General features: G+C 61.1%; 18 protein-coding genes and 1 pseudogene. 15 read left to right on the top strand and 4 right to left on the bottom strand.

What is annotated here, in order from left to right; translation table 11 throughout:
* Nucleotides 1-49 precede the first annotated feature (49 nt).
* Nucleotides 50-487, bottom strand: a complete 438-nt coding sequence (locus CD175_RS27180; RefSeq protein WP_007970630.1) for a YkgJ family cysteine cluster protein — start codon at nt 485-487, stop codon at nt 50-52.
* Between the two features lie 255 nt (nt 488-742).
* Between CD175_RS27180 and CD175_RS27175 the strand changes: the two genes are divergently transcribed.
* The 5 genes from CD175_RS27175 to CD175_RS27155 all read left to right on the top strand — a co-directional run bounded on the left by CD175_RS27175 (nt 743) and on the right by CD175_RS27155 (nt 9,804).
* The gene (locus CD175_RS27175; RefSeq protein WP_104451144.1) at nt 743-3,193 is read left to right on the top strand and encodes a glycogen/starch/alpha-glucan phosphorylase; all 2,451 of its coding nucleotides are present in this window, start codon (nt 743-745) and stop codon (nt 3,191-3,193) included.
* A 149-nt stretch (nt 3,194-3,342) separates the two neighbouring features.
* A complete protein-coding gene (locus tag CD175_RS27170) occupies nt 3,343-6,546 on the top strand; it encodes a DUF2339 domain-containing protein (protein ID WP_104451143.1) in 3,204 nt (1,067 codons plus the stop codon).
* Nucleotides 6,543-7,916: a DUF3999 domain-containing protein gene (locus CD175_RS27165; RefSeq protein WP_104451142.1), complete on the top strand. Its 1,374-nt coding sequence runs from the start codon at nt 6,543-6,545 to the stop codon at nt 7,914-7,916. Before CD175_RS27170 ends, CD175_RS27165 begins: the two co-directional genes overlap by 4 nt.
* 271 nt (nt 7,917-8,187) lie before the next feature.
* A complete protein-coding gene (locus CD175_RS27160; protein WP_057397179.1) occupies nt 8,188-9,198 on the top strand; it encodes a class 1 fructose-bisphosphatase in 1,011 nt (336 codons plus the stop codon).
* Between the two features lie 3 nt (nt 9,199-9,201).
* A complete protein-coding gene (locus CD175_RS27155; RefSeq protein ID WP_104451141.1) occupies nt 9,202-9,804 on the top strand; it encodes a DUF924 family protein in 603 nt (200 codons plus the stop codon).
* Nucleotides 9,805-9,903: 99 nt separating this feature from the next.
* Here CD175_RS27155 and CD175_RS32200 read toward each other — a convergent pair whose 3' ends face one another.
* Entirely contained in the window at nt 9,904-10,668 is a 765-nt protein-coding gene (locus tag CD175_RS32200) for a methyl-accepting chemotaxis protein (protein ID WP_371317842.1), read from the bottom strand.
* Between the two features lie 93 nt (nt 10,669-10,761).
* Nucleotides 10,762-11,784 (bottom strand): annotated as a pseudogene (locus CD175_RS32195) (HAMP domain-containing protein); the annotation flags it as partial.
* Nucleotides 11,785-12,080: 296 nt separating this feature from the next.
* Here CD175_RS32195 and CD175_RS27145 point away from each other — a divergent pair.
* Entirely contained in the window at nt 12,081-12,335 is a 255-nt protein-coding gene (locus CD175_RS27145) for a hypothetical protein (RefSeq protein ID WP_007975531.1), read from the top strand.
* Nucleotides 12,336-12,365: 30 nt separating this feature from the next.
* The gene (locus CD175_RS27140; RefSeq protein WP_104451139.1) at nt 12,366-12,935 is read left to right on the top strand and encodes a lipocalin family protein; all 570 of its coding nucleotides are present in this window, start codon (nt 12,366-12,368) and stop codon (nt 12,933-12,935) included.
* A 111-nt stretch (nt 12,936-13,046) separates the two neighbouring features.
* Here the strand turns inward: CD175_RS27140 and CD175_RS27135 are convergent, their stop codons facing one another.
* Nucleotides 13,047-14,411, bottom strand: a complete 1,365-nt coding sequence (locus CD175_RS27135; protein ID WP_104451138.1) for a formimidoylglutamate deiminase — start codon at nt 14,409-14,411, stop codon at nt 13,047-13,049.
* 146 nt (nt 14,412-14,557) lie between these two features.
* Here CD175_RS27135 and hutC point away from each other — a divergent pair, with 146 nt between their 5' ends.
* From hutC to CD175_RS27095, 8 genes are all read left to right on the top strand, one after another.
* Entirely contained in the window at nt 14,558-15,268 is a 711-nt protein-coding gene (hutC, locus tag CD175_RS27130) for a histidine utilization transcriptional repressor HutC (protein ID WP_205886360.1), read from the top strand.
* A 10-nt stretch (nt 15,269-15,278) separates the two neighbouring features.
* Nucleotides 15,279-15,848 (top strand): HutD/Ves family protein, encoded by a 570-nt coding sequence (locus tag CD175_RS27125; protein ID WP_104451136.1) that lies wholly within the window; start codon nt 15,279-15,281, stop codon nt 15,846-15,848.
* A gap of 442 nt (nt 15,849-16,290) precedes the next feature.
* On the top strand, nt 16,291-17,973 hold the full coding sequence (gene hutU, locus CD175_RS27120) for a urocanate hydratase (RefSeq protein ID WP_104451135.1): 1,683 nt from the start codon (nt 16,291-16,293) through the stop codon (nt 17,971-17,973).
* Between the two features lie 138 nt (nt 17,974-18,111).
* A complete protein-coding gene (locus tag CD175_RS27115; protein ID WP_104451134.1) occupies nt 18,112-19,581 on the top strand; it encodes a purine-cytosine permease family protein in 1,470 nt (489 codons plus the stop codon).
* A gap of 69 nt (nt 19,582-19,650) precedes the next feature.
* Nucleotides 19,651-20,619 (top strand): ABC transporter substrate-binding protein, encoded by a 969-nt coding sequence (locus CD175_RS27110; protein WP_104451133.1) that lies wholly within the window; start codon nt 19,651-19,653, stop codon nt 20,617-20,619.
* A gap of 70 nt (nt 20,620-20,689) precedes the next feature.
* Entirely contained in the window at nt 20,690-21,541 is an 852-nt protein-coding gene (locus tag CD175_RS27105) for an ABC transporter permease (protein ID WP_103396924.1), read from the top strand.
* Nucleotides 21,538-22,368, top strand: coding sequence for a quaternary amine ABC transporter ATP-binding protein (locus CD175_RS27100; RefSeq protein ID WP_007975542.1), 831 nt, complete (start codon nt 21,538-21,540; stop codon nt 22,366-22,368). The genes CD175_RS27105 and CD175_RS27100 overlap by 4 nt, the downstream gene beginning before the upstream one ends.
* 132 nt (nt 22,369-22,500) lie before the next feature.
* On the top strand, nt 22,501-24,024 hold the full coding sequence (locus tag CD175_RS27095; RefSeq protein WP_104451132.1) for an HAL/PAL/TAL family ammonia-lyase: 1,524 nt from the start codon (nt 22,501-22,503) through the stop codon (nt 24,022-24,024).
* Nucleotides 24,025-24,070 lie beyond the last annotated feature (46 nt).

Below are 24,070 nucleotides of genomic sequence, written 5' to 3'. Positions count from 1 at the left end.
AGCCTGCTCGCGAAGGCGGCCGATCTGCCACCGAAAATGTCAGGAAGTATCAGAACCGCTCGATCGATCGAGAATTCCGCTCGCGCTCCACTTCCTTCGGCTTGTACGCGCAATACCCCGGCCGCGGGCCGATTTTTGGGTGATTGCGGCAAGTATCCGGGCGCTTATCATAAATAGTGCACAGACGGCTCTTACGATCCAGGTACAGGCAATCGTTGTTGCTCATGCGCTGGAGGGTAAAGATTCCTGACTTCTGGTTGAAACGCTCGACCAGACCTTCCTTTTGCAGACGTTTGGCGATGTTCTTCGGCGGATCGCCCAGCTCGAACTCGTCGACCACGCCGATGCGGATCAGGTCCTTGATCTTGACCTCGACGGGCAGGGTGCAGCAGCTGGACATGCACGAGCCGCACATCGGGGCAGAGTACTTGGCCCAGGTATCGAGGCGGTCGATCTCTGCGGCAGCGATCAGGTTCGGCTTCATCATCGTTTGTTACCAGCGTGTGCATCAGGGCGCGCGATCATACCGGGACTGGTGGATTTTTGAACAACCTTTCGCCAGATTTTTTCACTACCGGCCAATAAACCGCTAATCCGGCACGGCCCCTGCATTGAATCAGGTACTCGACAATGTATTGCCGACCCGATTCGCACTTACAGGAAAAACTGCCGAACCAGAGCCTCTACCGCCTGTCAGACCGACTAGGCTCAGACAACTCCAAGCTCGCTCGAGGTCCTATCGATGACTCAAGAACCACTTGTTCGCGAAGCAGAGGTGGCCGCATTCCGCGACGCCGTCTTGACCAAGCTCACTTATGCAGTGGGCAAAGACCCGGATCACGCCTTCGACCATGACTGGTTCGAAGCCATCGCCCTGGCCGCGCGGGATCACATGGTCGAGCACTGGATGGACCACACGCGGCAGATCTACCGCAAAGGTCAGAAGCGCGTTTATTACCTTTCCCTGGAGTTCCTCATCGGCCGACTGCTGTTCGACAGCCTGAGCAACCTCGGCCTGCTCGACGTGGCGCGCGAAGCCCTGACCGAACTTGGCGTCGACCTTGAGCGCATCCGTCTGCTGGAACCTGATGCGGCCCTGGGCAACGGCGGCCTCGGGCGTCTGGCGGCGTGTTTCCTGGAAAGCATGTCGACCCTCGGCATCGCCGGTCATGGCTATGGCATCCGCTATGAACACGGGTTGTTCCGCCAGGCGATTGTCGACGGCTGGCAGCAGGAGCAGACCGAACACTGGCTGGATTTCGGCAACCCGTGGGAGTTCGAGCGGCCGGAAGTGGTCTACACCATCGGTTTCGGCGGCAGTGTCGAGACCCTGACCGACGACACCGGCAAATCCCGGCAAGTCTGGTCCCCGGCGGAAACCGTGCGGGCGATTGCCTACGACACGCCGGTGGTCGGCTGGCGCGGGGCGAGCGTCAACACGCTGCGCCTGTGGCGCGCCCGCGCATTGGAAGATCTGCACCTGGAGCGTTTCAACGCCGGTGACCACCTGGGTGCCGTGGCCGAAGTGGCCCGGGCCGAAAGTATCTCCCGGGTGCTGTACCCGGCGGACAGCACCGAGGCCGGCCAAGAGTTGCGCCTGCGTCAGGAGTACTTCTTCGTCGCCGCTTCATTGCAGGATCTGCTGCGCCGCCATCGCAACATGCACACCTCGGTGCTGACCCTGGGCGATCACGCCTCGATCCAGCTCAACGACACCCACCCCTCGATTGCCGTGGCTGAACTGATGCGGCAACTGGTCGACGTCTATGACGTGGCATGGGATGCGGCGTGGCAGGTCACCGTCGACACGCTGTCCTACACCAACCACACCTTGCTGCCCGAAGCGTTGGAAACCTGGCCGGTCGGCTTGATGGAGCGCATGTTGCCGCGGCACATGCAGATCATTTACCTGATCAACGCCCACCATATCGACTCCCTGCGGGCCAAAGGCATCCACGACTTCGACGTGCTGCGCGCGGTGTCGCTGATCGAGGAAGACAACGGTCGTCGGGTGCGCATGGGCAACCTGGCGTTTCTCGGCTCCCACAGCGTCAATGGCGTGTCCGGTTTGCACACGCAACTGATGCGCAAGACGGTGTTCTCCGAACTGCACAAGCTGTACCCGGAGCGAATCAACAATAAGACCAATGGCATTACCTTCCGCCGCTGGCTGTATCAGGCCAACCCCGAGCTGACCTCGATGCTGGTCGATGCCCTGGGCCCCGAGGTGCTGGACAACCCGGAAGAGCGTTTGCTCGCCCTCGAGCCGTTTGCCGAGAAAAGCGCGTTCCGCAAGGCGTTCGCCGAGCAACGCCTGCATAGCAAGAAAGCCCTGGCGTTCCTGATTCATGAGCGGTTGGGAGTGGCGGTCAACCCGGCGGCGATGTTCGACGTGCAGGTCAAGCGTATCCACGAATACAAACGCCAGTTGCTCAACTTGATGCACACCGTGGCGTTGTACCAAGCGATTCGTGCCGAACCTGAAATCGACTGGGTGCCACGGGTGAAAATCTTCGCCGGCAAGGCAGCTGCCAGTTATCACCAGGCCAAACTGATCATCAAGCTGACCAACGACATCGCCCGGGTGGTGAACAACGATCCCACCGTGCGCGGCTTGCTCAAAGTGGTGTTCCTGCCCAACTACAACGTCAGCCTGGCGGAGAGCATCATTCCGGCGGCGGATTTGTCCGAGCAAATCTCCACCGCCGGTTTCGAAGCGTCAGGCACCAGTAACATGAAGTTCGGCCTGAACGGCGCGCTGACCATCGGCACCCTGGACGGGGCCAACGTGGAGATGTGCGACCGCATCGGTGCCGAGCACATGTTCATCTTCGGCCTCAGCGCGCAACAGGTGGAGGCGCGCAAGCAGAACCATGAGTTCAGTGCCGTACCGGACATCGCCGCGTCCCATCGCCTGAACGATGTGCTGCAAGCGATTCGTGGCGGGGTGTTCTCGCCGGATGATCCGTCCCGTTACAGCGGGTTGATCGATTCGCTGGTGGACTACGACCGCTTTCTGGTCTGCGCCGACTTCGATTCCTACTGGCACGCGCAGATGCGCGTCGAAGCCCATTGGCACGATTCGAAGGAGTGGTGGCGTTCAGCGGTGTTGAACACGGCGCGGATGGGCTGGTTCTCGTCGGACCGGACCATTCGCGAGTACGCCACGGAAATCTGGAAGGCGCTGGAGTAAGTCTTCAGGCAGGTGGATATACTGGCGGGCCGGAAAAGATCGCAGCCTTCGGCAGCTCCTACAGGATGGGTGTAGGAGCTGCCGAAGGCTGCGATCTTTTGGGCGCTGGTTACGCTAATCTTTCTGGATTGCGCTTAGGGATATCGACCATGCAATGGATGTTCATGCTGATAGGGCTGGTGCTCGGCTGGATACTCGACGAGTCATTCAGCGATGCGCTGCTGGGCGCGTTACTCGGATTGGGTATCGGCCAGGCCCTTCGCTTGGCTCGCATGGACTCGCAGGCCGTCGAGCAGCGGCGTTTGCTGGAGCAGGCGCAGGTAGCCCTGCAAGCGGTCGAGCAACGGCTGACGCTGCTCGAAGCATCGGGCGTCAAGGTGCCGGAAACCCGCGAACCGCTTGTCTCACCTGAAACCTTCCTTGATGAAGCCCCTGCCGCAGCCACGGAGTTGATCTGGGAACTGCCGCCCGAACTCGAGCCAATCCAGGCAGCGGCCAGCGAAATCGGTGGTCCGGCCGCTGATGCCTGGAAACCCGAGCCGTCCGTTCGCGAAGCACAATCACCTGGCTCCCCGCGTGGCCCGAATCTCATCGACCGCGCCATTAGTCGCGCCCGCGCCTGGTTGTTCGGCGGCAATACCGTGTTGCGGGTCGGCGTGGTGCTGCTGTTCCTCGGTCTGGCCTTTCTGCTGCGTTACGCCACCGAAGGCATGGTGGTGCCGCTTGAGTTGCGCTACGCAGGCGTTGCGGCAGCTGCACTGGGGTTGCTCGGGCTGGGCTGGTGGTTGAGGACCCGCAACAGCAGTTACGCGTTGATCCTGCAGGGCGCCGGGATCGCCGTGTTGTACCTGACGGTGTTTGCCGCGATGCGCCTGCATCCGCTACTCGATCCCTCGGCGGCGTTTGGCCTGCTGGTGGCGGTGACGGTCTGTTCGGCGATTCTCGCCATTGCCCAGGACTCCCTGGGGCTGGCCGCCGCGGCCGCACTGGGCGGATTCGCCGCGCCCATCCTGGCCTCCACCGGCGCCGGCAGCCATGTCGCACTGTTTAGCTACTTTACCCTGCTCAATGCCGGCATCTTCGCCATCGCCTGGTTCAAGGCCTGGCGGCTGTTGAATGTCATCGGCTTCACCGGCACCTTCGGCATCGGATTCGCCTGGGGCCTGCGCTCCTACTCGCCGGAGCTGTTGTGGAGCACCGAGCCGTTTCTGATTTTGTTTTTCCTGATGTACGTGGCCATTGGTCTGCTGTTCGCCCGGCGTAGATTGATGGAGATGGGCGATACACCCGCAGACGGCAGTCGCGAAGCACTGCTGCGCTGGTCGGCGCGCAAGGGTGACTACGTCGACGGCACGCTGTTGTTCGGTCCGCCACTGGCGGGTTTCGGCTTGCAGTTCGCGCTGGTGCAGCATCTGGAATTCGCTGCTGCATTCAGTGCCTTGGCAATGGGTATGATTTACATGGGGCTTGCCCGTTGGCTGATGGCCGGGCGCACGCTGTTGTTGGGAGAAACCTGCCTGGTCCTGGGCGTGATCTTCGCCAGCCTGGCGATACCGCTGGGGCTCGATGCACGTTGGACGACGGCGGCATGGGCGGTGGAAGGCGCGGGGATCTTCTGGCTCGGTCTGCGCCAACAAAGGCCCCTGGGCCGGGCCTTTGCCTTGCTGCTGCAATTGGGGGCGGCGCTGGCGTTTCTCAGCGAGCTGCACGACAGCGAGAGCAGCCTGCTCGGCGGTGTACCGTTGGGCACGCTATTGCTGGGCGTCGCGTTGCTGTTCAGCTTCTACCAATTGCGCAAAGCCTCGCCGGAGCAGATCAGGCCATGGGAGCTCAAAGGCGTGCCGGTATTGGCTTGTCTCGGGCTGGCATTTCTCTATTTGCTGGCACCCTTGTTTTTCTTCAGCCACGGCACGGTGATCAGCTGGGCCTTGGCCGGGGCACTCACGTTGTTTGTTGGCTTGCACCTGCAATCGCGCACGTTCGTGTTCACTGCGCTCGCTGTGCAACTGTTGGGTGGCGCGCTGTTCCTGACGGCCGGGCCGCAGTTCAGTGACGGTCTGCAGCCCCTGGCCCATGGCGGGTTCTGGGCGCCGCTGGTGCTGGGGCTGGCCGCGATGGTGGGGGCCTGGCGTTTGCAGATCGGCCATTCGTTCACCGCGTTCAGAGGGCTGAGTCTGTTGCGATTGTCCCAGGCGTTGCTGGTGTGGGGCGCGGGTTGGTGGGCGCTGGCCTGGGTTATCGAAGTGCTGCATTTTGCGCCGCAGTCAATGCAGGCGAGGTTGTTGTTGGGCATCACTGCCGTAAGTGTTGCACTGTGGACGGTATTGGCGCTGCGCCTGAAATGGCCGTCACTGGCGGGACTCGGCACGGTGTTGATTCCCGCTGCGGCGCTGGTGCTGCTCGCGGCCTGGCACTCGCGTTATCACCCGGCGGCCAACTTTGGCTGGCTGGCGTGGGCCACCGTGTTCGTCGTGCATTTCATGTCCCTGCGACGCTTGGCAACGATGCTGCCAGCGCCCGTGCTGAGTGTCGCCCATGTGCTCGGCTGTTGGCTGTTGATGGGCGTGCTGGCGCTGGAACTGCGTTACGCCTTGCTGGTGTTGTCCGAGCAATACAACGCCTGGCGCTGGTTGGGCTGGGCGATTCTGCCAAGCCTGTATCTGGTGTTGATGGCAGCACCTCGCCCATGGCCTTGGCCAGTGTCGGCCTATCCTCGGGAATACCGCGTGTACGCCGCCGCGCCGCTGGCCTTGCTGATGCTCGGTTGGTTCTGGCTGGCGAATATCGCCAGTGAGGGCAACGCCGAACCACTGCCTTACGTGCCATTGATCAACCCGCTGGAGCTGGGCCTGTTGTTTGCGTTGTTCGGCGTCTATGTCTGGTCCCGCAGCGCCATGCCCCAACTGGCTGTCCGCAAGGATTACGCCGCCATCGCCACGCAAGGGGTCGCAGGTGCCTCGTTGTTCGTGTTCTTTACGGCGTTGGTGATGCGCACGGCGCACCATTGGAGCGGGGTGCCGTTCGAGCTGGATCCGTTGCTGGAGTCGATGCGGGTGCAAGCCGGCCTGTCCATTGTCTGGACCTTGATGGCCCTGAGCCTGATGATCGGCGGCCATTTGCGTCGCCGTCGCGAAGTCTGGCTGATCGGTGCGGCCTTGATTGGCGTGGTCGTGGCCAAGCTGTTTTTTGTCGAGTTGAGCAATCGCGGCGGGCTGGCGCGGATCGTTTCGTTTATCGGTGTCGGCGTGTTGCTGCTGGTGGTGGGTTATTTCGCTCCGCTACCGCCCAAGCGCGCCGAAACTGTGCCGGATACCGGCAAACCGGTCCCGGAATCACAAGGAGTGTCGTCTTGAGTCAGAAGCTGAACCTGGGTTGGCTGGGCATTGTTGCCATGGGTGTGGTGTTGTCGGCGGTCGCCCAGGAAAAACCGGCGGACTTCACCACCCAAGTGCCTTTGTTGGTCGCGGGCGAAGGCCCTTGGTATCGTCTTGAACTGCCGTTGAGCGTGCAATTGAGTGCGCGCAAGGCCGACCTGAGCGACCTGCGGGTGTTCAATGCCGTCGGTGATGTTCAGGCGTACGCCCTGGCCCGGGAGTCTGCGCAGAGCAGTGAAACGCGCACCCTGACCGAGGTGAAGCGGTTTGCGCTGTACAACTCGGAGGACGCCACTGAAACCGCACCGAGCGTGCGGGTGCAATCGAGCGCCAATGGCACCTTGGTCGAGGTGCAGCCCACCAGTCAGCTGGAGCCGGGTGAGGAGGAGCTGCGCGGCTGGTTGCTCGACGCTTCCTCAATCAAGGCACCATTGCAGCAATTGATTCTCGACTGGACCAGCGAGCGCGACGGCTTCCAGCGTTTCACCGTTGAAGCCAGCGATGATCTGCAACATTGGCAGTCCTGGGGCGAAGGGCAGGTGGCGCGCCTGACCTTTTCCGATGAGCGGGTCGAACAGCATGAGGTCAACCTGCCGGGTCAGTCGGCGCGCTACCTGCGTTTGCTGTGGATCACACCGCATTCGGCGCCGACACTGACTTCGGCGCAACTGCAAAGCGCCAATACCCGCAGCCTGCCGCTGCCGTTGGTCTGGTCCCAGGCGTTGACCGGCAGCACCGAGAAGGCGGGGGTATACACCTGGCAGTTGCCGATGGGGCTGAATGTCGAGCGGGTGCAGGTCGGGTTGAGCCAACCCAACAGCCTGGCGCCGGTGAGCCTGGCCGGTCGGCGCGACAGCAGCCTGCCATGGCAGCCGTTGGGCAGTGGTTTGCTCTATCGCCTGACGCAGAATGGTGAGGACGTGGTGCAAAACCAATTGCAGTTGTCTGGGCAAATCGTCCAGCAATTGAAACTGACCGTGGACGAACGCGGCGGCGGTCTGGGTGATCAGGCGCCGACGCTGAAGTTTGCCATGCGCGCCACGCAACTGGTGTTTCTGGCACGTGGGCCGGGGCCTTACACGCTGGTGGTGGGGAACGCGACGGCGAAAGCGGCGAACTTGCCGCTGTCGACGCTGATTCCGGATTACAGCCCGGAGAAGCTGGCGACCCTGGGCCGGGCCATGGTGGATGTCGGGGCGGCAGCTACGCAGCCGTCGGCAGGCGCTACATCTGCGCCGATCGACACCCACTGGAAGAAGTTCGGGTTGTGGGCGGTGTTGCTGCTCTGCGTGGTGTTCCTGGCGGCGATGGCGTTCAGTCTGCTGCGCAAGCCTTCTGCCAAATCCTGACCGTGGGTGCTGCGCACCCAATCGCGAGCAGGCTCGCTCCCACAGGTACAGCGCTGTCCTTGTGGGAGCGAGCCTGCTCGCGAAAGCGTTCGCTCAGTCAATAAAAGTGCCGAAATGACCTCTGTTTGCAAGCTCACACTCGCCCATTTCCATCTACGCTGAACCCCGCGCATGAACTCTCTTCGGCGGATCACGTCTGATAGGAGGAAATGCGCCCCGACTCGCGTTAAACTGCGCGGGTTTTTAGCCCCCCATTCCACCGGAGCCTTCCATGTCCCGCGTTACCTTGAGTCGCTATTTGATTGAGCAGACCCGCAGCAACAACACTCCTGCCGATCTGCGCTTCCTGATCGAAGTGGTGGCGCGTGCCTGCAAGGAGATCAACCACGCCGTGTCCAAAGGCGCCCTGGGTGGTGTACTGGGCAGCATGGGCACTGAAAACGTCCAGGGCGAAGTGCAGAAGAAGCTCGACGTGATCTCCAACGAAATCCTGCTCGAAGCCAACGAATGGGGCGGTCACCTGGCCGGCATGGCGTCCGAAGAAATGGACAACGCCTACCAGATCCCGGGCAAATACCCGAAAGGCGCGTACCTGCTGGTATTCGATCCGCTGGACGGTTCGTCGAACATCGACATCAACGCTCCGGTCGGCACTATCTTCTCGGTACTGCGTTGCCCGAACGAATACCTGAGCCAGAACGAACCTTTGAATGAAAAGGCCTTCCTGCAGCCAGGCACCCAGCAAGTGGCCGCCGGTTACGCGATCTACGGTCCACAGACCATGCTGATCCTGACCCTGGGCGACGGCGTGAAAGGCTTCACCCTGGACCGTGAAATGGGCAGTTTCGTACTGACCCACGAAAACATCACCATTCCTGAAAGCACCCAGGAATTTGCCATCAACGCGTCCAACCAGCGTCACTGGGAAGCGCCGGTACAGCGCTACGTCGGCGAATTGCTGGCAGGCGATGAGGGCCCGTTGAAAAAGAACTACAACATGCGCTGGGTCGCCGCGATGGTAGCCGACGTGCACCGCATCCTGACCCGCGGCGGTCTGTTCATGTACCCACGTGACAGCCGCGAGCCGTCCAAGCCGGGCAAGCTGCGCCTGATGTACGAAGCCAACCCGATGTCGTTCCTGGTGGAGCAGGCGGGCGGCGCGTCCACCGACGGTCACCAGCGTATCCTCGACATCCAGCCGGAAGGCCTGCACCAGCGTGTGGCAGTGTTCCTCGGTTCGAAAGAAGAAGTGGCCCGCGTCACGGCTTACCACAAGGAATAAACCATGACCGCGCCCTGGCAGCCGTTGCTTGATTGGTGGTTCGGAAGTTCCGGGTCAGCGAGCGAAGTGGCGGCGCAGAAGGGCAGGTTGTGGTTCGGCAAGCGCGACAGCCAGGACCTCGAAGCGCGTGAGCGTTTCGGGGACTGGGTCGAGCAGGCACTGGCCGGCGGATTGACCGAGTGGATGCAACGTCCCGAAGGTTGGCTGGCCCTGGTGCTGTTGCTCGATCAACTCCCGCGAATGATCTTTCGCGATTCTCCCAAGGCTTTTTCCGGTGACATCAGGGCTCAGACACTGGTGGCGCAAGGCATTGCCGCGGATTTCGACCGGCAGTTGCAGCCGATTCAGCGGGTGTTCATCTACCTGGTGTTCGAGCATAGCGAGAACCTGGCGGTGCAGAACGAAGGCGTCTCGCGCTATATCGAATTGGTGGCGCAGCAGCCGGAGAGCGATCGGGCACTGTTCAGCGATTACCAGGACTATGCCGAGCGGCATCAGAAAGTGATTGCGCAGTTTGGACGGTTTCCGCATCGCAATGCGGTGTTGGGAAGGGCGTCTACGGCTGAGGAATTGGCGTTTCTGTCGAGGCCAGGGTCACGGTTCTAGCGGTTCGGATTGGCGGTGTTGCTATCGCTGGCAAGCCAGCTCCTACAGGGGGTGTGTCGTTGCGCAAAACCTGTAGGAGCTGGCTTGCCAGCGATGCTTTTAAATCCTGAAACTACCCACCAATTGCTTCAACCGCGCCGCCTGCTGCTCAAGATCGGCACACGCACGCAAGGTCGCCTGCAGGTTCTCCACGCCTTCCTGGTTCAGCGTGTTGATCTCGGTGATGTCGACGTTGATCGACTCCACCACGGCCGTCTGTTCTTCAGTGGCGGTGGCGACCGACTGGTTCATGCCATCGATCTCGCCGATGCGCTGGGTCACGCTGCCCAGGCGTTCGCCGGCCTGGTTGGCGATGCCGACGCTGCTTTCGCTCTGGCGCTGGCTGTCGGTCATGATGCCCACTGCTGCGCGGGCGCCGACTTGCAGCTCTTCGATCATCGTCTGCACTTGCTGCGCTGAATCCTGGGTGCGATGAGCGAGGTTGCGTACCTCATCGGCCACTACGGCAAAACCGCGACCGGCCTCACCGGCGCGGGCCGCTTCGATGGCGGCGTTGAGCGCCAGCAGGTTGGTCTGCTGGGAGATGCTGGTGATCACTTCCAGGATCTGCCCGATGTTGACCGTGTTGCTGTTGAGGGTTTCGATGTTGCCGCACGAGTCGCTGATCTTCGCCGACAACTGCTGCATCGCCGCGATGGTTTTATCCACCACCTGCTGGCCATCTTCGGCCAGGCTGCGGGCGTCGCTGGAGTGCTGCGAGGCGAGGGCGGCGTTCTGCGCGATTTCCTGGGCGGCGGCGCCGAGCTGGTTGATCGCCGCGGCCACGCTGCTGGTGCGCGAGGCTTGCTGGTCGGAGTTGTACATCGACGAGTTCGACGCAGCCACTACCCGTAGCGCTACTTCGTTGACCTGCCCGGTGGCCGAGGCCACTTCGATGATCGAGGTGTGAATGCGTTCGACGAAGCGGTTGAACGATAGCCCCAGCGCGCCAAATTCGTCGTGACCGTGAATGGTCAGGCGTTTGGTCAGGTCACCTTCGCCTTCGGCGATGTCGTGCATGGCGCGCCCCATGGTCAGCAGCGGCTGCATCAGCAGGCTGATCAGCATGCCCAGCAGGGCAATGATGATCACTACGGCGATCACCATGGCGATGATCGCCGAGGTGCGGAATTCGCTGAGCATCGAGAACGCCGTTTCCTGATCGAGCACCAGTGCGACGTACCAGTCCGCCGATGGCACGCCGTTGACGTGGGTGAAGGAGATGAACTGGCGCTTGCCGTCGATCTCGACTTCTTTCAGGCCCGGGCTGACTTTCGGCGTATCGCTCGGATAGGCCTCGGCCAGACTCTTGAGCACCAGCTTGCTGTCCGGGTGAATCAGGATCTTGCCGTCGGCGCCGACGATGAACGCATGACCGTGGCCACCGAAGTTCAGCGAGTTGATGATCGCGCTGACGCTGGACAAATCGATGTCGGCACCGGCGACACCGATCATCTGGCCCTGGTGCTGCACCGGGGTGGCCACGGTGATCACCAGTTTGCCGGAGGACGCAGCGATATACGGTTCGGTGACGATGGTCTTTTGTGCGCTATTGGCCGCTTTGTACCAGCCACGGGCACGTGGGTCGTAGTCCGCCGCACGGTTGCCCGCCGGGACCGAGAACATCACGCCGTCGGCGCCACCGAAGTAGCTCAGCTGGAAGTTGCCGGTGTAGGCGGGCAGGTCGATGATCCGTTTCAGGCCGGCGGGGGCATTGCCATCGGCGCTGACCTGTTGGGCCATCGATTGCAGCAACTGCATGCGGCTTTCCAGCCAGGTCTGGATGTTGCTGGTGGTCAGGCTGCCGAGTTCCTGCATCGAGGCTTCGGTACTGTTGCGCAGGGTTTCGCGCTGGCGATAGTCGTTGAACAGGATGAAACAAGCGAATGCGACGGCCACCACGAGGGCGGCAGCCAGCAAGATCTTGTGGCTGAACTTCATGTTTCTGGTCATGGGATGAGCTACCGCAGAGGGGCTGTTCTACAAAATGGGGGAGCAAATGCCACCGACGTGGCATTGCGTTGCATTTATGTCGACTGAACGGCGCCAAAGATTAGGCGGATTTTTCTGAAAAACGACGAAATGCTTGGTGAACCAGGAAAGTGGCTGATTTTCGGCAAAAGGCAGACGAGTGGCCCGATAAATAGCCTGCCGGGCACGGAACCTCACAGGGGTTTTCTCTTCTAAGGTTCAGCTTGGCAGCCATGCCAATCCCCTACGCCCCCCGGAGTTTCACCATGTCGCTGCGTTCCATCGCCCTGCTTTCGTTCTGCGTATTGCTCGCTGCCTGCAGCAAGGTCAATCAGGAAAACTACTCGAAGCTCTCGGCCGGCATGGCCAAGGCCGATGTGGAAACCCTGTTGGGCAAACCCGCCGATTGTTCAGGCGCGCTCGGCATGTCCAGTTGCACCTGGGGCGACAAGAACAGCTTTATCAGCGTGCAGTTCGCCGGTGACAAAGTGCTGATGTTTTCCGGCCAAGGCCTGAAGTAAACCGGGGCGATCGCCCACGGGAGAAAAATAATGAAGCGGTTATTGATCATCCTTTTTGCCGGCCTGGTGTTGGCTGGCTGTGCCACGTCTGGCCAGGACGCCTTGGCGCCCAAGACGGCCAACAGCGTCAACCTCAAGCGCTACCAGGGCACCTGGTACGAGTTGGCCCGTCTGCCGATGTACTTCCAGCGCGACTGCGCGCAATCCGAAGCCCATTACACGCTTAAACCCGATGGCAACGTCGCGGTATTGAACCGCTGCCTGACAGCGCAGTGGCAATGGGAAGAGGTCAAGGGCACGGCTTATCCGGAGGTGCCGGGCAAGAACGACAAGCTGAAGGTCGAGTTCGATACCTGGTTTTCCAGGCTGATCCCGGGTACGGCGAAGGGCGAGTACTGGGTGCTGTACGTCAGCGATGACTACAAGACCGCCATCGTCGGTGATCCGAGCCGGAAATATTTGTGGCTGTTGTCGCGCACGCCGACCGTGAACGGAGTGGTGCGTGAGGAACTGCTGAGCAAGGCGCGTCAGCAGGGTTATGACACCACCCGGTTGATCTGGCGGGCGTCGGAACAGCAGATGGCCAAGACCTCGAACTGATCGCAATACATTTGTAGGAGCTGGCTTGCCAGCGATAGCGGACTGTCAGGCAACATTGATGTTGATTCTGATGGCCCTATCGCTGGCAAGCCAGCTCCTACGGGTTTTGTATCAGCCCAGGAGTTCGCGTAGGACTTGGGTGAAGGCCCGATTGCTTTCCTCTTCGTCAGCATGGCGCCCATCACGCACTACCCACTTGCCATTGACCAGCACATCCCGCACCTGACGATCCCCACCGGCAAACAGCCAGCGGTTGAGAATCCCGTCGCCGCTGGCTGTTGCCAGGTACGGATCGCTGCCGTCCAGTACCAGCCAGTCGGCGCGCTTGCCGACTTCCAGCGCGCCAATCGGCTGGCCCAGTGCCTGGGCGCCGCCATCCAGCGCGGCATCAAACAGCGTGCGGCCGACCATCGGCTGATCCGCGCCATACAAACGATTTCGCCGCTGGTCGCGCAAACGCTGGCCGTATTCCAGCCAGCGCAATTCTTCCACCACGCTCAATGACACATGGCTGTCGGAACCGATGCCCATGCGGCCGCCCTGGGCGAGGAAGTCCACCGCCGGGAAGATCCCGTCGCCGAGGTTGGCTTCGGTGGTCAGGCAAAGACCGGCGATGGCGCGACTCTTGGCCATCGACGTGACTTCTTCCGGGTTGGCGTGGGTCGCGTGGACCAGGCACCAGCGTTGATCGACATCGACGTTTTCGTACAGCCATTGCAGCGGACGACGACCACTCCAGGTCAGGCAGTCGTCGACTTCTTTCTGCTGCTCGGCGATGTGGATGTGCACCGGGCACTGCTTGTCGCTGGCTGCCAGCACTTCGCTGATCTGCTGCGGTGTGACCGCGCGCAGCGAGTGGAAACACAGGCCCAGGGCTTGCGCCGGTTGCTGCGCCAGGACCGGTTGCAGGCGCGATTGCAGCTTGAGGTAGTTTTCGGTGCTGTTGATGAAGCGGCGCTGGCCTTCGTTCGGAGTCTGGCCACCGAAACCGGAGTGGCTGTAGAGCACCGGCAACAGGGTCAAGCCGATGCCCGCGGAACCTGCTGCCTGGCTGATACGCAGGGCCAGTTCGGCCGGGTCGGCATAAGGTTGGCCGCTGATGTCGTGGTGTACGTAATGAAATTCCGCCACCGAGGTGTAACCGGCCTTGAGCATTTCGATGTACAGCTGACGGGCGATGACGCCGAGTTGCTCCGGGCTGATTTTTCCGACGAGGCGATACATCAGGTCGCGCCAGGTCCAGAAACTGTCGTTCGGATTGCCCGCCACTTCCGCCAGCCCGGCCATGGCCCGCTGGAAGGCGTGGGAGTGCAGGTTCGGCATGCCAGGCAGCAGCGGACCGCTCAACCGCTCGGCGCCATCTGCATGAGAATCGGCCTGGATATGGGTCAATACGCCATCGGCGCTGACCTCAAGACGTACATTGTTGGCCCATCCACTAGGCAGCAGCGCGCGTTCGGCAAAGAAGGCGGACATGGTTCAGCACCCCATCGTGTGTTATTTGTATATACATATACAGACGTTTGCCTGCCCGGTAAACTCCGGCAAGCTAGCGACATCAACTAAACGACCAAGGATTAACCGTGCCGACTCCGCCTCCAGTCTCTCCGTTGGCCGCGAACATGGGCGACAGTCCGGCGCCCTTGTACGCCCGCGTCAAACAAATGATCACCCAGCAAATCGACAGCGGAAACTGGCCGCCGCACTACCGCGTTCCGTCGGAAAGCGAGCTGGTCAGCCAGTTGGGCTTCAGCCGCATGACCATCAACCGCGCGCTGCGCGAGATGACCGCCGATGGTCTGTTGGTGCGCATGCAAGGCGTCGGTACGTTCGTCGCCGAGCCGAAAAGCCAGTCCGCGCTGTTCGAAGTGCACAACATCGCTGACGAAATCGCTTCTCGCGGTCATCGCCATACCTGTACGGTCATCACCCTTGAAGAAGAGGCCGCCGGCTCCGAGCGCGCCCTGGCCTTGGACATGCGCGAAGGGCAGAAGGTGTTCCATTCGCTGATCGTGCATTTCGAAAACGATATTCCGGTGCAGATCGAAGACCGTTTCGTCAATGCGCTGGTGGCGCCGGATTACCTCAAGCAGGACTTCACCCTGCAAACGCCCTACGCCTACCTGAACCAGGTCGCGCCGCTGACCGAAGGCGAGCACGTGGTCGAGGCGATCCTGGCCGAGCCGTCCGAATGCAAATTGCTACAGATTGAAAAAGGCGAGCCGTGCCTGCTGATCCGTCGCCGCACCTGGTCCGGCCGCCAGCCGGTGACCGCCGCTCGCTTGATCCACCCCGGTTCCCGTCATCGTCTGGAAGGTCGGTTTCATAAATAGAGAGCCATAAATGAGCAGTCTGAAAGTTTTACGTGCGGTCGATTACCCGCGCATGCCATGGAAAAACGGCGGCGGCAGCACCGAAGAAATCACCCGCGATGCCGGCACCGGCCTGGATGGGTTTGGCTGGCGCCTGTCGATTGCCGACATTGGCGAATCGGGCGGGTTTTCCACGTTCGCCGGTTATGAGCGGATCATCACCGTGTTGCAGGGCGACGGCATGACCCTGACGGTGGATGGCCAGAACACACGGCCACTGTTACCGCTGGACCCGTTTGCCTTCAGTGGTGAAAGCAAGGTGTCCTGCACATTGCTCGGTGGTCCGATCCGCGATTTCAACCTGATTTACGCGCCGCAGCGTTATAGCGCGCGGTTGCAGTGGTTGTCGGGCGAGCAGCGGTTTTTCAGTTCGGCGGGCACGGTGTTGGTGTTCGGCATCAGCGAAGCGCTGGAAGTGAAGGTCGGTAACAGTGCCCAGCAATTGGGTCGCCATGACTGCCTGCAACTCGACGGTAACACTGGCCTGCTGGAAATCTCCGTCAACGGCCCATGCTGCGTGATTGAGCTGTCCGCACGCTGATTCCGGGTTTTCAAAAGATCGCAGCCTTCGGCAGCTCCTACAGGGTAGACACCATCCCCCGTAGGAGCTGCCGAAGGCTGCGATCTTTTTCTTTTCAGCGTTCCCGAATGCGCACCACTTTGTTACCGAACGCCCCAGTGTGGCGCAAAACCCCGCTCAAGTAACAAAGTCCCCTCGCCACAAAAATCTCCCGAAAAAAATTTCATCTTCCCCGGAACCCTTGTTCCAAGCGCTCTCCAGCCGTTTCAGAATTTTTCTTGAATGCTCATCCAACAAGTTGGCCGCTTGATTGCATATGCTTGTATGTACAAGTAAAGACGTATGTGTATGAGTCACGAGGACTCAACCATCGTCCACTGATTCGCCGGTGTGCACTGATGCCCATTGGCTTGCTCGCCCACTGCCTGGGTTGGTTTGGATTGATTGCTGAGGAGTCTTTTTCGTGACTGACATTAAACCTACTAAGTTTCGTGACGTTGAAATCCGTGCCGCACGCGGTAACAAGCTGACCGCCAAGAGCTGGCTGACCGAAGCGCCGCTGCGCATGCTGATGAACAACCTCGACCCGGAAGTCGCCGAGAACCCTAAGGAACTGGTGGTTTACGGTGGTATCGGTCGCGCCGCCCGTAACTGGGAATGCTACGACAAGATCGTCGAAAGCCTGACCAACCTCAACGAAGACGAAACCCTGCTGGTGCAATCCGGCAAGCCGGTCGGCGTGTTCAAGACCCACGCCAACGCCCCGCGCGTGCTGATCGCCAACTCCAACCTGGTGCCGCACTGGGCGAGCTGGGAACACTTCAACGAACTGGACGCCAAAGGCCTGGCCATGTACGGCCAGATGACTGCCGGCAGCTGGATCTACATCGGCAGCCAGGGCATCGTCCAGGGTACCTACGAAACCTTCGTCGAAGCCGGTCGCCAGCACTACAACGACAACCTCAAGGGCAAGTGGGTCCTGACCGCCGGTCTCGGTGGCATGGGCGGTGCCCAGCCTCTGGCTGCAACCCTGGCCGGTGCCTGCTCGCTGAACATCGAATGCCAGCAGGTCAGCATCGATTTCCGTCTGAAAAGCCGCTATGTCGATGAGCAAGCCAAAGACCTCGACGACGCGCTGGCGCGTATCGACAAGTACACCAAAGAAGGCAAGGCGATCTCCATCGCGCTGCTGGGTAACGCGGCTGAAATCCTGCCGGAACTGGTCAAGCGCGGCGTGCGCCCGGACATGGTCACCGACCAGACCAGCGCCCACGACCCGCTCAACGGTTACCTGCCGGCCGGCTGGACCTGGGACCAGTACCGCGCTCGCGCCAAGACTGAACCTGCCGCTGTGATCAAGGCTGCCAAGCAATCGATGGCCGTGCATGTCAAGGCGATGCTGGACTTCCAGAAAATGGGCGTGCCGACCTTCGACTACGGCAACAACATCCGTCAGATGGCCCAGGAAGAAGGCGTGGAAAACGCATTCGACTTCCCAGGCTTCGTACCGGCCTACATCCGTCCGCTGTTCTGCCGCGGTATCGGCCCGTTCCGTTGGGCTGCGCTGTCGGGCAACGCAGAAGACATCTACAAGACCGACGCTAAAGTAAAAGAGCTGATCCCGGACGACGCCCACCTGCACAACTGGCTGGACATGGCGCGCGAGCGCATCAGCTTCCAGGGCCTGCCGGCACGTATCTGCTGGGTTGGCCTGGGCCTGCGCGCCAAGCTGGGCCTGGCGTTCAACGAAATGGTGCGTAGCGGTGAGCTGTCCGCGCCGATCGTGATCGGTCGTGACCACCTGGACTCCGGCTCGGTATCGAGCCCGAACCGCGAAACCGAATCGATGCAAGACGGTTCCGATGCCGTGTCCGACTGGCCACTGCTCAACGCCCTGCTCAACACCGCGAGCGGCGCGACCTGGGTGTCCCTGCACCACGGCGGTGGCGTCGGCATGGGCTTCTCCCAGCACTCGGGCATGGTGATCGTCTGCGACGGTACTGACGAAGCGGCCGAGCGTATCGCTCGCGTGCTGCACAACGACCCGGCCACTGGCGTTATGCGTCACGCCGATGCCGGTTACCAGATCGCCATCGACTGCGCCAAGGAACAAGGGCTGAACCTGCCGATGATTACCGGCAAGTAATGCTTGCCCCTGTAGGAGCTGCCGCAGGCTGCGATCTTTTGGCGTCATTGCTGACGCCGAAGATCAAAAGATCGCAGCCTGCGGCAGCTCCTACAGGGGGCTTACCAACATCGAATAACAATCCATAGAGGTTGAACCATGGCTGTTAACAGCGAACGTGCAGGCAACAAACCGTTGATCGAGAAACGCTCGATCGACTACATCCCGGAAGCGGAAAGACACGGTCGTCTGTTTAGCCAGTTCACCCTGTGGATGGGTGCCAACCTGCAAATCACCGCGATTGTCACCGGGGCGCTCGCCGTGGTGCTGGGCGGTGATGTGTTCTGGTCGCTGATCGGCCTGCTGATCGGGCAATTGCTCGGCGGCGGCGTGATGGCCCTGCATGCGGCGCAAGGCCCCAAGCTTGGCCTGCCGCAGATGATTTCCAGCCGGGTACAGTTCGGCGTGTACGGCGCGGCCATCCCGATCGTGCTGGTCTGCTTGATGTACCTGGGCTTCACCGCTACGGGAACCGTGTTATCCGGCCAGGCGCTGGGCCAGTTGTTTGGCGTCAGCGACACCGTCGGTATCCTCCTTTTCGCCAGTGTCATCGTGCTGGTCACGGTGCTCGGTTATCGGGTGATCCATTGGATCGGCCGTGTGGCCAGCGTCATTGGCGTGATTGCCTTTGTTTATCTGTTCAGCCGTCTGATGAGCCAGGTTGATGTTGGCGCTCTGTTGCAAATCCGCCACTTCAGCTGGAGCAGCTTCTTGCTCGCGGTGTCGCTCGCAGCGTCCTGGCAGATCGCCTTCGGCCCTTATGTGGCTGACTATTCTCGCTACCTGCCGAGCAAGATTTCCTCGGTGAAAACTTTTTTTGCCGCAGGCGCAGGTTCGGTCATTGGTGCACAGGTGGCGATGGTCCTCGGCGTGTTCGCTGCCGCTTCGGCCAACGGGCAATTCGCCGGCCACGAAGTGGCCTACATTGTTGGTCTGGGTGGTACCGGTGCCACCGCTGCGCTGCTGTACTTCAGCATCGCGTTCGGCAAGGTCACCATTTCCACACTGAACTCCTACGGCAGCTTCATGTGCATCGCGACCATCATCAGCGGTTTCCGTGGAGACCTGAAAGTCACGCGCTTGCAGCGTCTGGTTTTCGTGCTGGTCATCGTCGGTGCTGCGACCCTGATGGCGTTGCTCGGCCAGCACTCGTTCCTCGGTGCGTTTAAGTCCTTCATCCTGTTCTTGCTGGCGTTCTTCACGCCATGGAGTGCGATCAACCTGGTGGACTACTACTGCATCACTCGCGAGCGCTATGACGTGCCGGCGCTGGCCGATCCAAAAGGTCGCTACGGTCGTTGGAACCTTCTCGGTATCAGCGTCTATGTGTTCGGCGTGTTGGTGCAGCTGCCGTTCATCTCCACCAAGTTCTATACCGGTCCGCTGGTGGCGGCCCTGGGTGATGTGGATATTTCCTGGATCATCGGTCTGGTGATTCCCGCAGCCCTGTATTACCTGTGTGCGAAAAAATGGCACGGCACAGTGCCTGATCGTTTGATCCTGCCGGTCGAGCAGGACGCGATCACCGAACAAAAGCTGAATGTCGGTCGCGCTGCGGCGCAGGCCTGATTGGACGTGGACAGGGCTGGATGCCTCTTGACTGCCGTAAGCCAATTCATGATTAGGAGCGTCAAAACAATGAAATCGAACAAGACCCTGCTGACCACATTGCTTTCCATGGGCCTGCTGGCCAGCGCTGGCGCCACTCAGGCGGCGGGTTGGTGCGAGTCGGGCAAACCGGTGAAATTCGCCGGTTTGAACTGGGAAAGCGCCATGCTGCTGACCGACGTGATGCAAGTCGTGTTGGAGAAAGGCTACGACTGCAAGACCGACAGCCTGCCGGGTAACTCCATCACCATGGAAAACGCCCTGAGCAGCAACGATATTCAAGTGTTTGCCGAAGAGTGGGTCGGCCGCAGCGAAGTCTGGAACAAGGCTGAGAAGGCCGGCAAGGTCGTCGGTGTCGGCGCGCCGGTGGTGGGTGCGATCGAAGGCTGGTACGTGCCGCGCTACGTGATCGAAGGCGACGCCAAGCGCAAGCTGGAAGCCAAGGCGCCGGACCTGAAGAACATTGCTGACCTGGGCAAATACTCGGCGATCTTCAAGGACGCCGAAGAGCCGTCCAAGGGCCGTTTCTACAACTGCCCGGCCGGTTGGACCTGTGAGCTGGACAACAGCGAAATGCTGAAGAGCTACGGCCTGGAAAGCACCTACACCAACTTCCGCCCAGGCACCGGCCCGGCGCTGGATGCCGCCGTGCTGTCGAGCTACAAGCGTGGCGAGCCGATCCTGTTCTACTACTGGTCGCCAACCCCGCTGATGGGCCAGGTCGACGTGGTCAAGCTGGAAGAGAAACCAGGCGTGAACAAGACCGTGACCATCAAGGTCGGCCTGTCCAAGACCTTCCACGACGAAGCCCCGGAACTGGTGGCCGTGCTGGAAAAGGTCAACGTGCCGATCGACCTGCTGAACCAGAACCTGGGACGCATGACCAAAGAGCGGATCGAGTCGCCAAAACTGGCGAAGATCTTCTTGAAGGAACATCCTGAAGTCTGGCACGCGTGGGTGAGCGAAGACGCAGCCAAGAAAATCGACGCGGCCTTGTAGGTTGGGCTTCTCCGACTGCCGGCAACGGCAGTCGGATGCTTGATCGCAACCCCTTGATTGAGAGTCTCTTATGTTTCCCGAAAGCTTTACCTTTTCCATCGCCGACTGGGTCAACGGTTGGGTCGATTCGCTGGTCACCAACTACGGCGACGTGTTCCGGCACATCTCCGATACGCTGCTGTGGGCCATCGTCAATCTTGAAAGCCTGCTGCGTGCAGCGCCCTGGTGGCTGATGCTGGCGATCGTGGCGGGCGTGGCCTGGCACGCGACCCGTAAAGTCGTGACCACGGCGGTGATCGTCGGTCTGCTGTTCCTGGTGGGTGCGGTCGGCCTCTGGGACAAGCTGATGCAGACCCTGGCGCTGATGATGGTGGCGACGATCATTTCGGTGTTGATCGGCATTCCGCTGGGCATTCTCTCGGCACGCAGCAATCGCCTGCGTTCGGTGCTGATGCCGTTGCTGGACATCATGCAGACCATGCCGAGCTTCGTGTACCTGATCCCGGTGCTGATGCTGTTCGGCCTGGGCAAGGTCCCGGCGATTTTCGCCACCGTGATCTACGCCGCGCCGCCGCTGATCCGCCTGACCGATCTGGGTATTCGCCAGGTCGACGGCGAAGTGATGGAAGCGATCAACGCCTTCGGTGCCAACCGCTGGCAGCAACTGTTCGGCGTGCAACTGCCGCTGGCCCTGCCGAGCATCATGGCGGGCATCAACCAGACCACCATGATGGCCCTGTCGATGGTCGTGATCGCCTCGATGATCGGTGCCCGTGGCCTGGGTGAAGACGTACTGGTGGGGATTCAGACCCTGAACGTCGGACGTGGCCTCGAAGCTGGTCTGGCGATCGTGATTCTGGCTGTGGTGATCGACCGCATTACACAGGCGTACGGTCGTGCACGGCATGAGGTGAGCAAATGAACAACGCAACCGTGAGCAAGATCGAAGTCAAGAACGTCTTCAAGATTTTCGGCAACCGTGCCAAGGACGCGCTGGCCATGGTCGGCCAGGGCAAGACCAAGGATCAGGTGCTGGCCGAAACCGGCTGCGTGGTCGGCGTGAACGACCTGTCGCTGAGTATCGGCAGCGGCGAGATTTTCGTGATCATGGGCCTGTCGGGTTCCGGCAAGTCGACCCTGGTACGCCACTTCAACCGCCTGATCGATCCGACCAGCGGCGCGATCCTGGTGGACGGCGTGGACATCCTGCAATACGACATGGAAGCTCTGCGCGAATTTCGCCGGCGCAAGATCAGCATGGTGTTCCAGAGCTTTGGCCTGTTGCCGCACAAGAGCGTGCTGGACAACGTCGCCTACGGCCTGAAAATTCGTGGCGAAAGCAAAGCCATGTGCGCCGAGCGTGCGCTGCACTGGATCAACACCGTGGGCCTCAAGGGCTACGAAAACAAATATCCGCATCAGCTTTCCGGCGGCATGCGCCAGCGTGTGGGCCTGGCCCGCGCCTTGGCGGCGGACACCGACATCATCCTGATGGACGAAGCGTTCAGTGCCCTTGATCCGCTGATTCGTGCGGAGATGCAGGACCAGTTGCTGGAGCTGCAAAAGACCCTGCACAAGACCATCGTCTTCATCACCCACGACCTCGACGAGGCCGTGCGCATCGGCAACCGCATCGCGATCCTCAAGGACGGCCGCCTGATCCAGGTCGGCACACCGAGAGAGATCCTGCACTCGCCGGCGGATGAGTATGTCGACCGCTTTGTGCAGCGTCGGGCTGCGGTGGTTTAAGAGATTTGCAGTGAGTGAGCTGGCCTCTTCGCGAGCAGGCTCGCTCCCACAGGGAAATGCATTCCAATGTGGGAGCGAGCCTGCTCGCTAAGGCGGCGGTGAAGCTGCATCAATATTTGGATGAGGTTGAAGATGTCCCTGGCTGAAAAAATCGTTATCACCGAAGCGCAGGTCACTTGGCAGGATGTGGTCGCCGTCGCTCGTAATGGCGCGCAGCTTGAGCTGTCGGCGCCGATCTGGGCGCGCATCGAAAACGCCCAGGCCATCGTCCAGCGCATCGTCACCAGCGGCGAACGTGCCTACGGCATCAACACCGGCCTGGGCGCGCTGTGCAACGTCTCGCTGCAGGACGAACAACTCAGCCAATTGTCGCGCAATACCTTGCTCAGCCATGCCTGCGGCGTTGGCGCACCACTGGCCGACGAGCAGACCCGTTCGATCATGTGCGCCGCCATCGTCAACTACAGCCACGGCAAATCCGGCTTGCACCGTCAGGTCGTCGAAGCGCTGCTGGCGCTGCTCAACCGCGGCATCACCCCGCAGGTGCCGTCCCAGGGTTCCGTGGGATACCTGACCCATATGGCCCACATCGGCATTGCGCTGCTGGGCGTGGGAAATGTCAGCTATCGCGGGCAGATCGTTTCTGCGCAACAGGCGCTGGCCGAAGAAGGCCTGCAACTGGTCAAACTCGGCGCCAAGGACGGTTTGTGCCTGGTCAACGGCACGCCGTGCATGACCGGCCTGAGCTGCCTGGCCATTGCCGACGCTACGCGCCTGCTGGAGTGGGCCGACGTGATCGGCGCCATGAGCTTCGAAGCCCAGCGTGGGCAGATCGACGCGTTCGATGCCGAGATCATCGCGCTCAAGCCGCACCCTGGCATGCAACAGGTCGGGATCAACCTGCGCGCCTTGCTCGACGGCAGCGAAGTGATTGCCCAGAGCAAAGGCATTCGCACGCAAGACGCCCTGAGCATTCGCTCGATCCCGCAAGTGCACGGCGCTGCGCGCGATCAACTGGTGCACGCGACCCGACAGATCGAAACCGAACTCAACGGCGCCACCGACAACCCGCTGGTGCTGGGCACTGCGGACAACTACCGCGTGGTGTCCCAGGCCAACCCCCACGGCCAGTCCGTGGCCATGGCCGCGGACCTGCTGGCGATTGCCATGGCGGAAATCGGCTCTATTGCCGAACGTCGCCTGGACCGCTTGATCAACCCGCACGTCAGCGGCTTGCCAGCGTTCCTGGTGGCCAACCCGGGGGTGAACTCCGGGATGATGATCGTGCAATACGTGGCCGCTTCCCTGTGTGCGGAAAACCGTCAGCTGGCGCAACCGGCGGTGCTGGATAACTACGTGACTTCCGGTCTGCAGGAAGATCACCTGAGCCTGGGCACCAACGCCGCGCTGAAGCTGCATCGCGCGCTGGAAAACTGCACGCAGATCCTCGCCATCGAGTACCTGTTGGCAGCCCAGGCGTTCGAATTCTTGAAAGAACAACGCTTCGGCGCGGGCACCGATGCCGCTTGGCGTCTGCTGCGTGAGCACGTTCCTGCCTATGACCAGGATCGCTGGCTGGCGCCGGACATTGCCGCCGCTGCCGGCGTTCTGAAAGACCCTGCTTTGCTGCAAAAAACCTTACCGAATTTGAACTGATTTCCAAACAAGACCAGCGTGCCAAGGCGCCAGCCCCCTTAAAAAG

The organism is Pseudomonas laurylsulfatiphila (assembly GCF_002934665.1).
In the GTDB taxonomy this organism is placed as follows: Bacteria; Pseudomonadota; Gammaproteobacteria; order Pseudomonadales; family Pseudomonadaceae; genus Aquipseudomonas; species Aquipseudomonas laurylsulfatiphila.
Note: the sequence above shows the minus strand (reverse complement) of the source record. Positions and strands in the feature narration are given on the sequence as shown.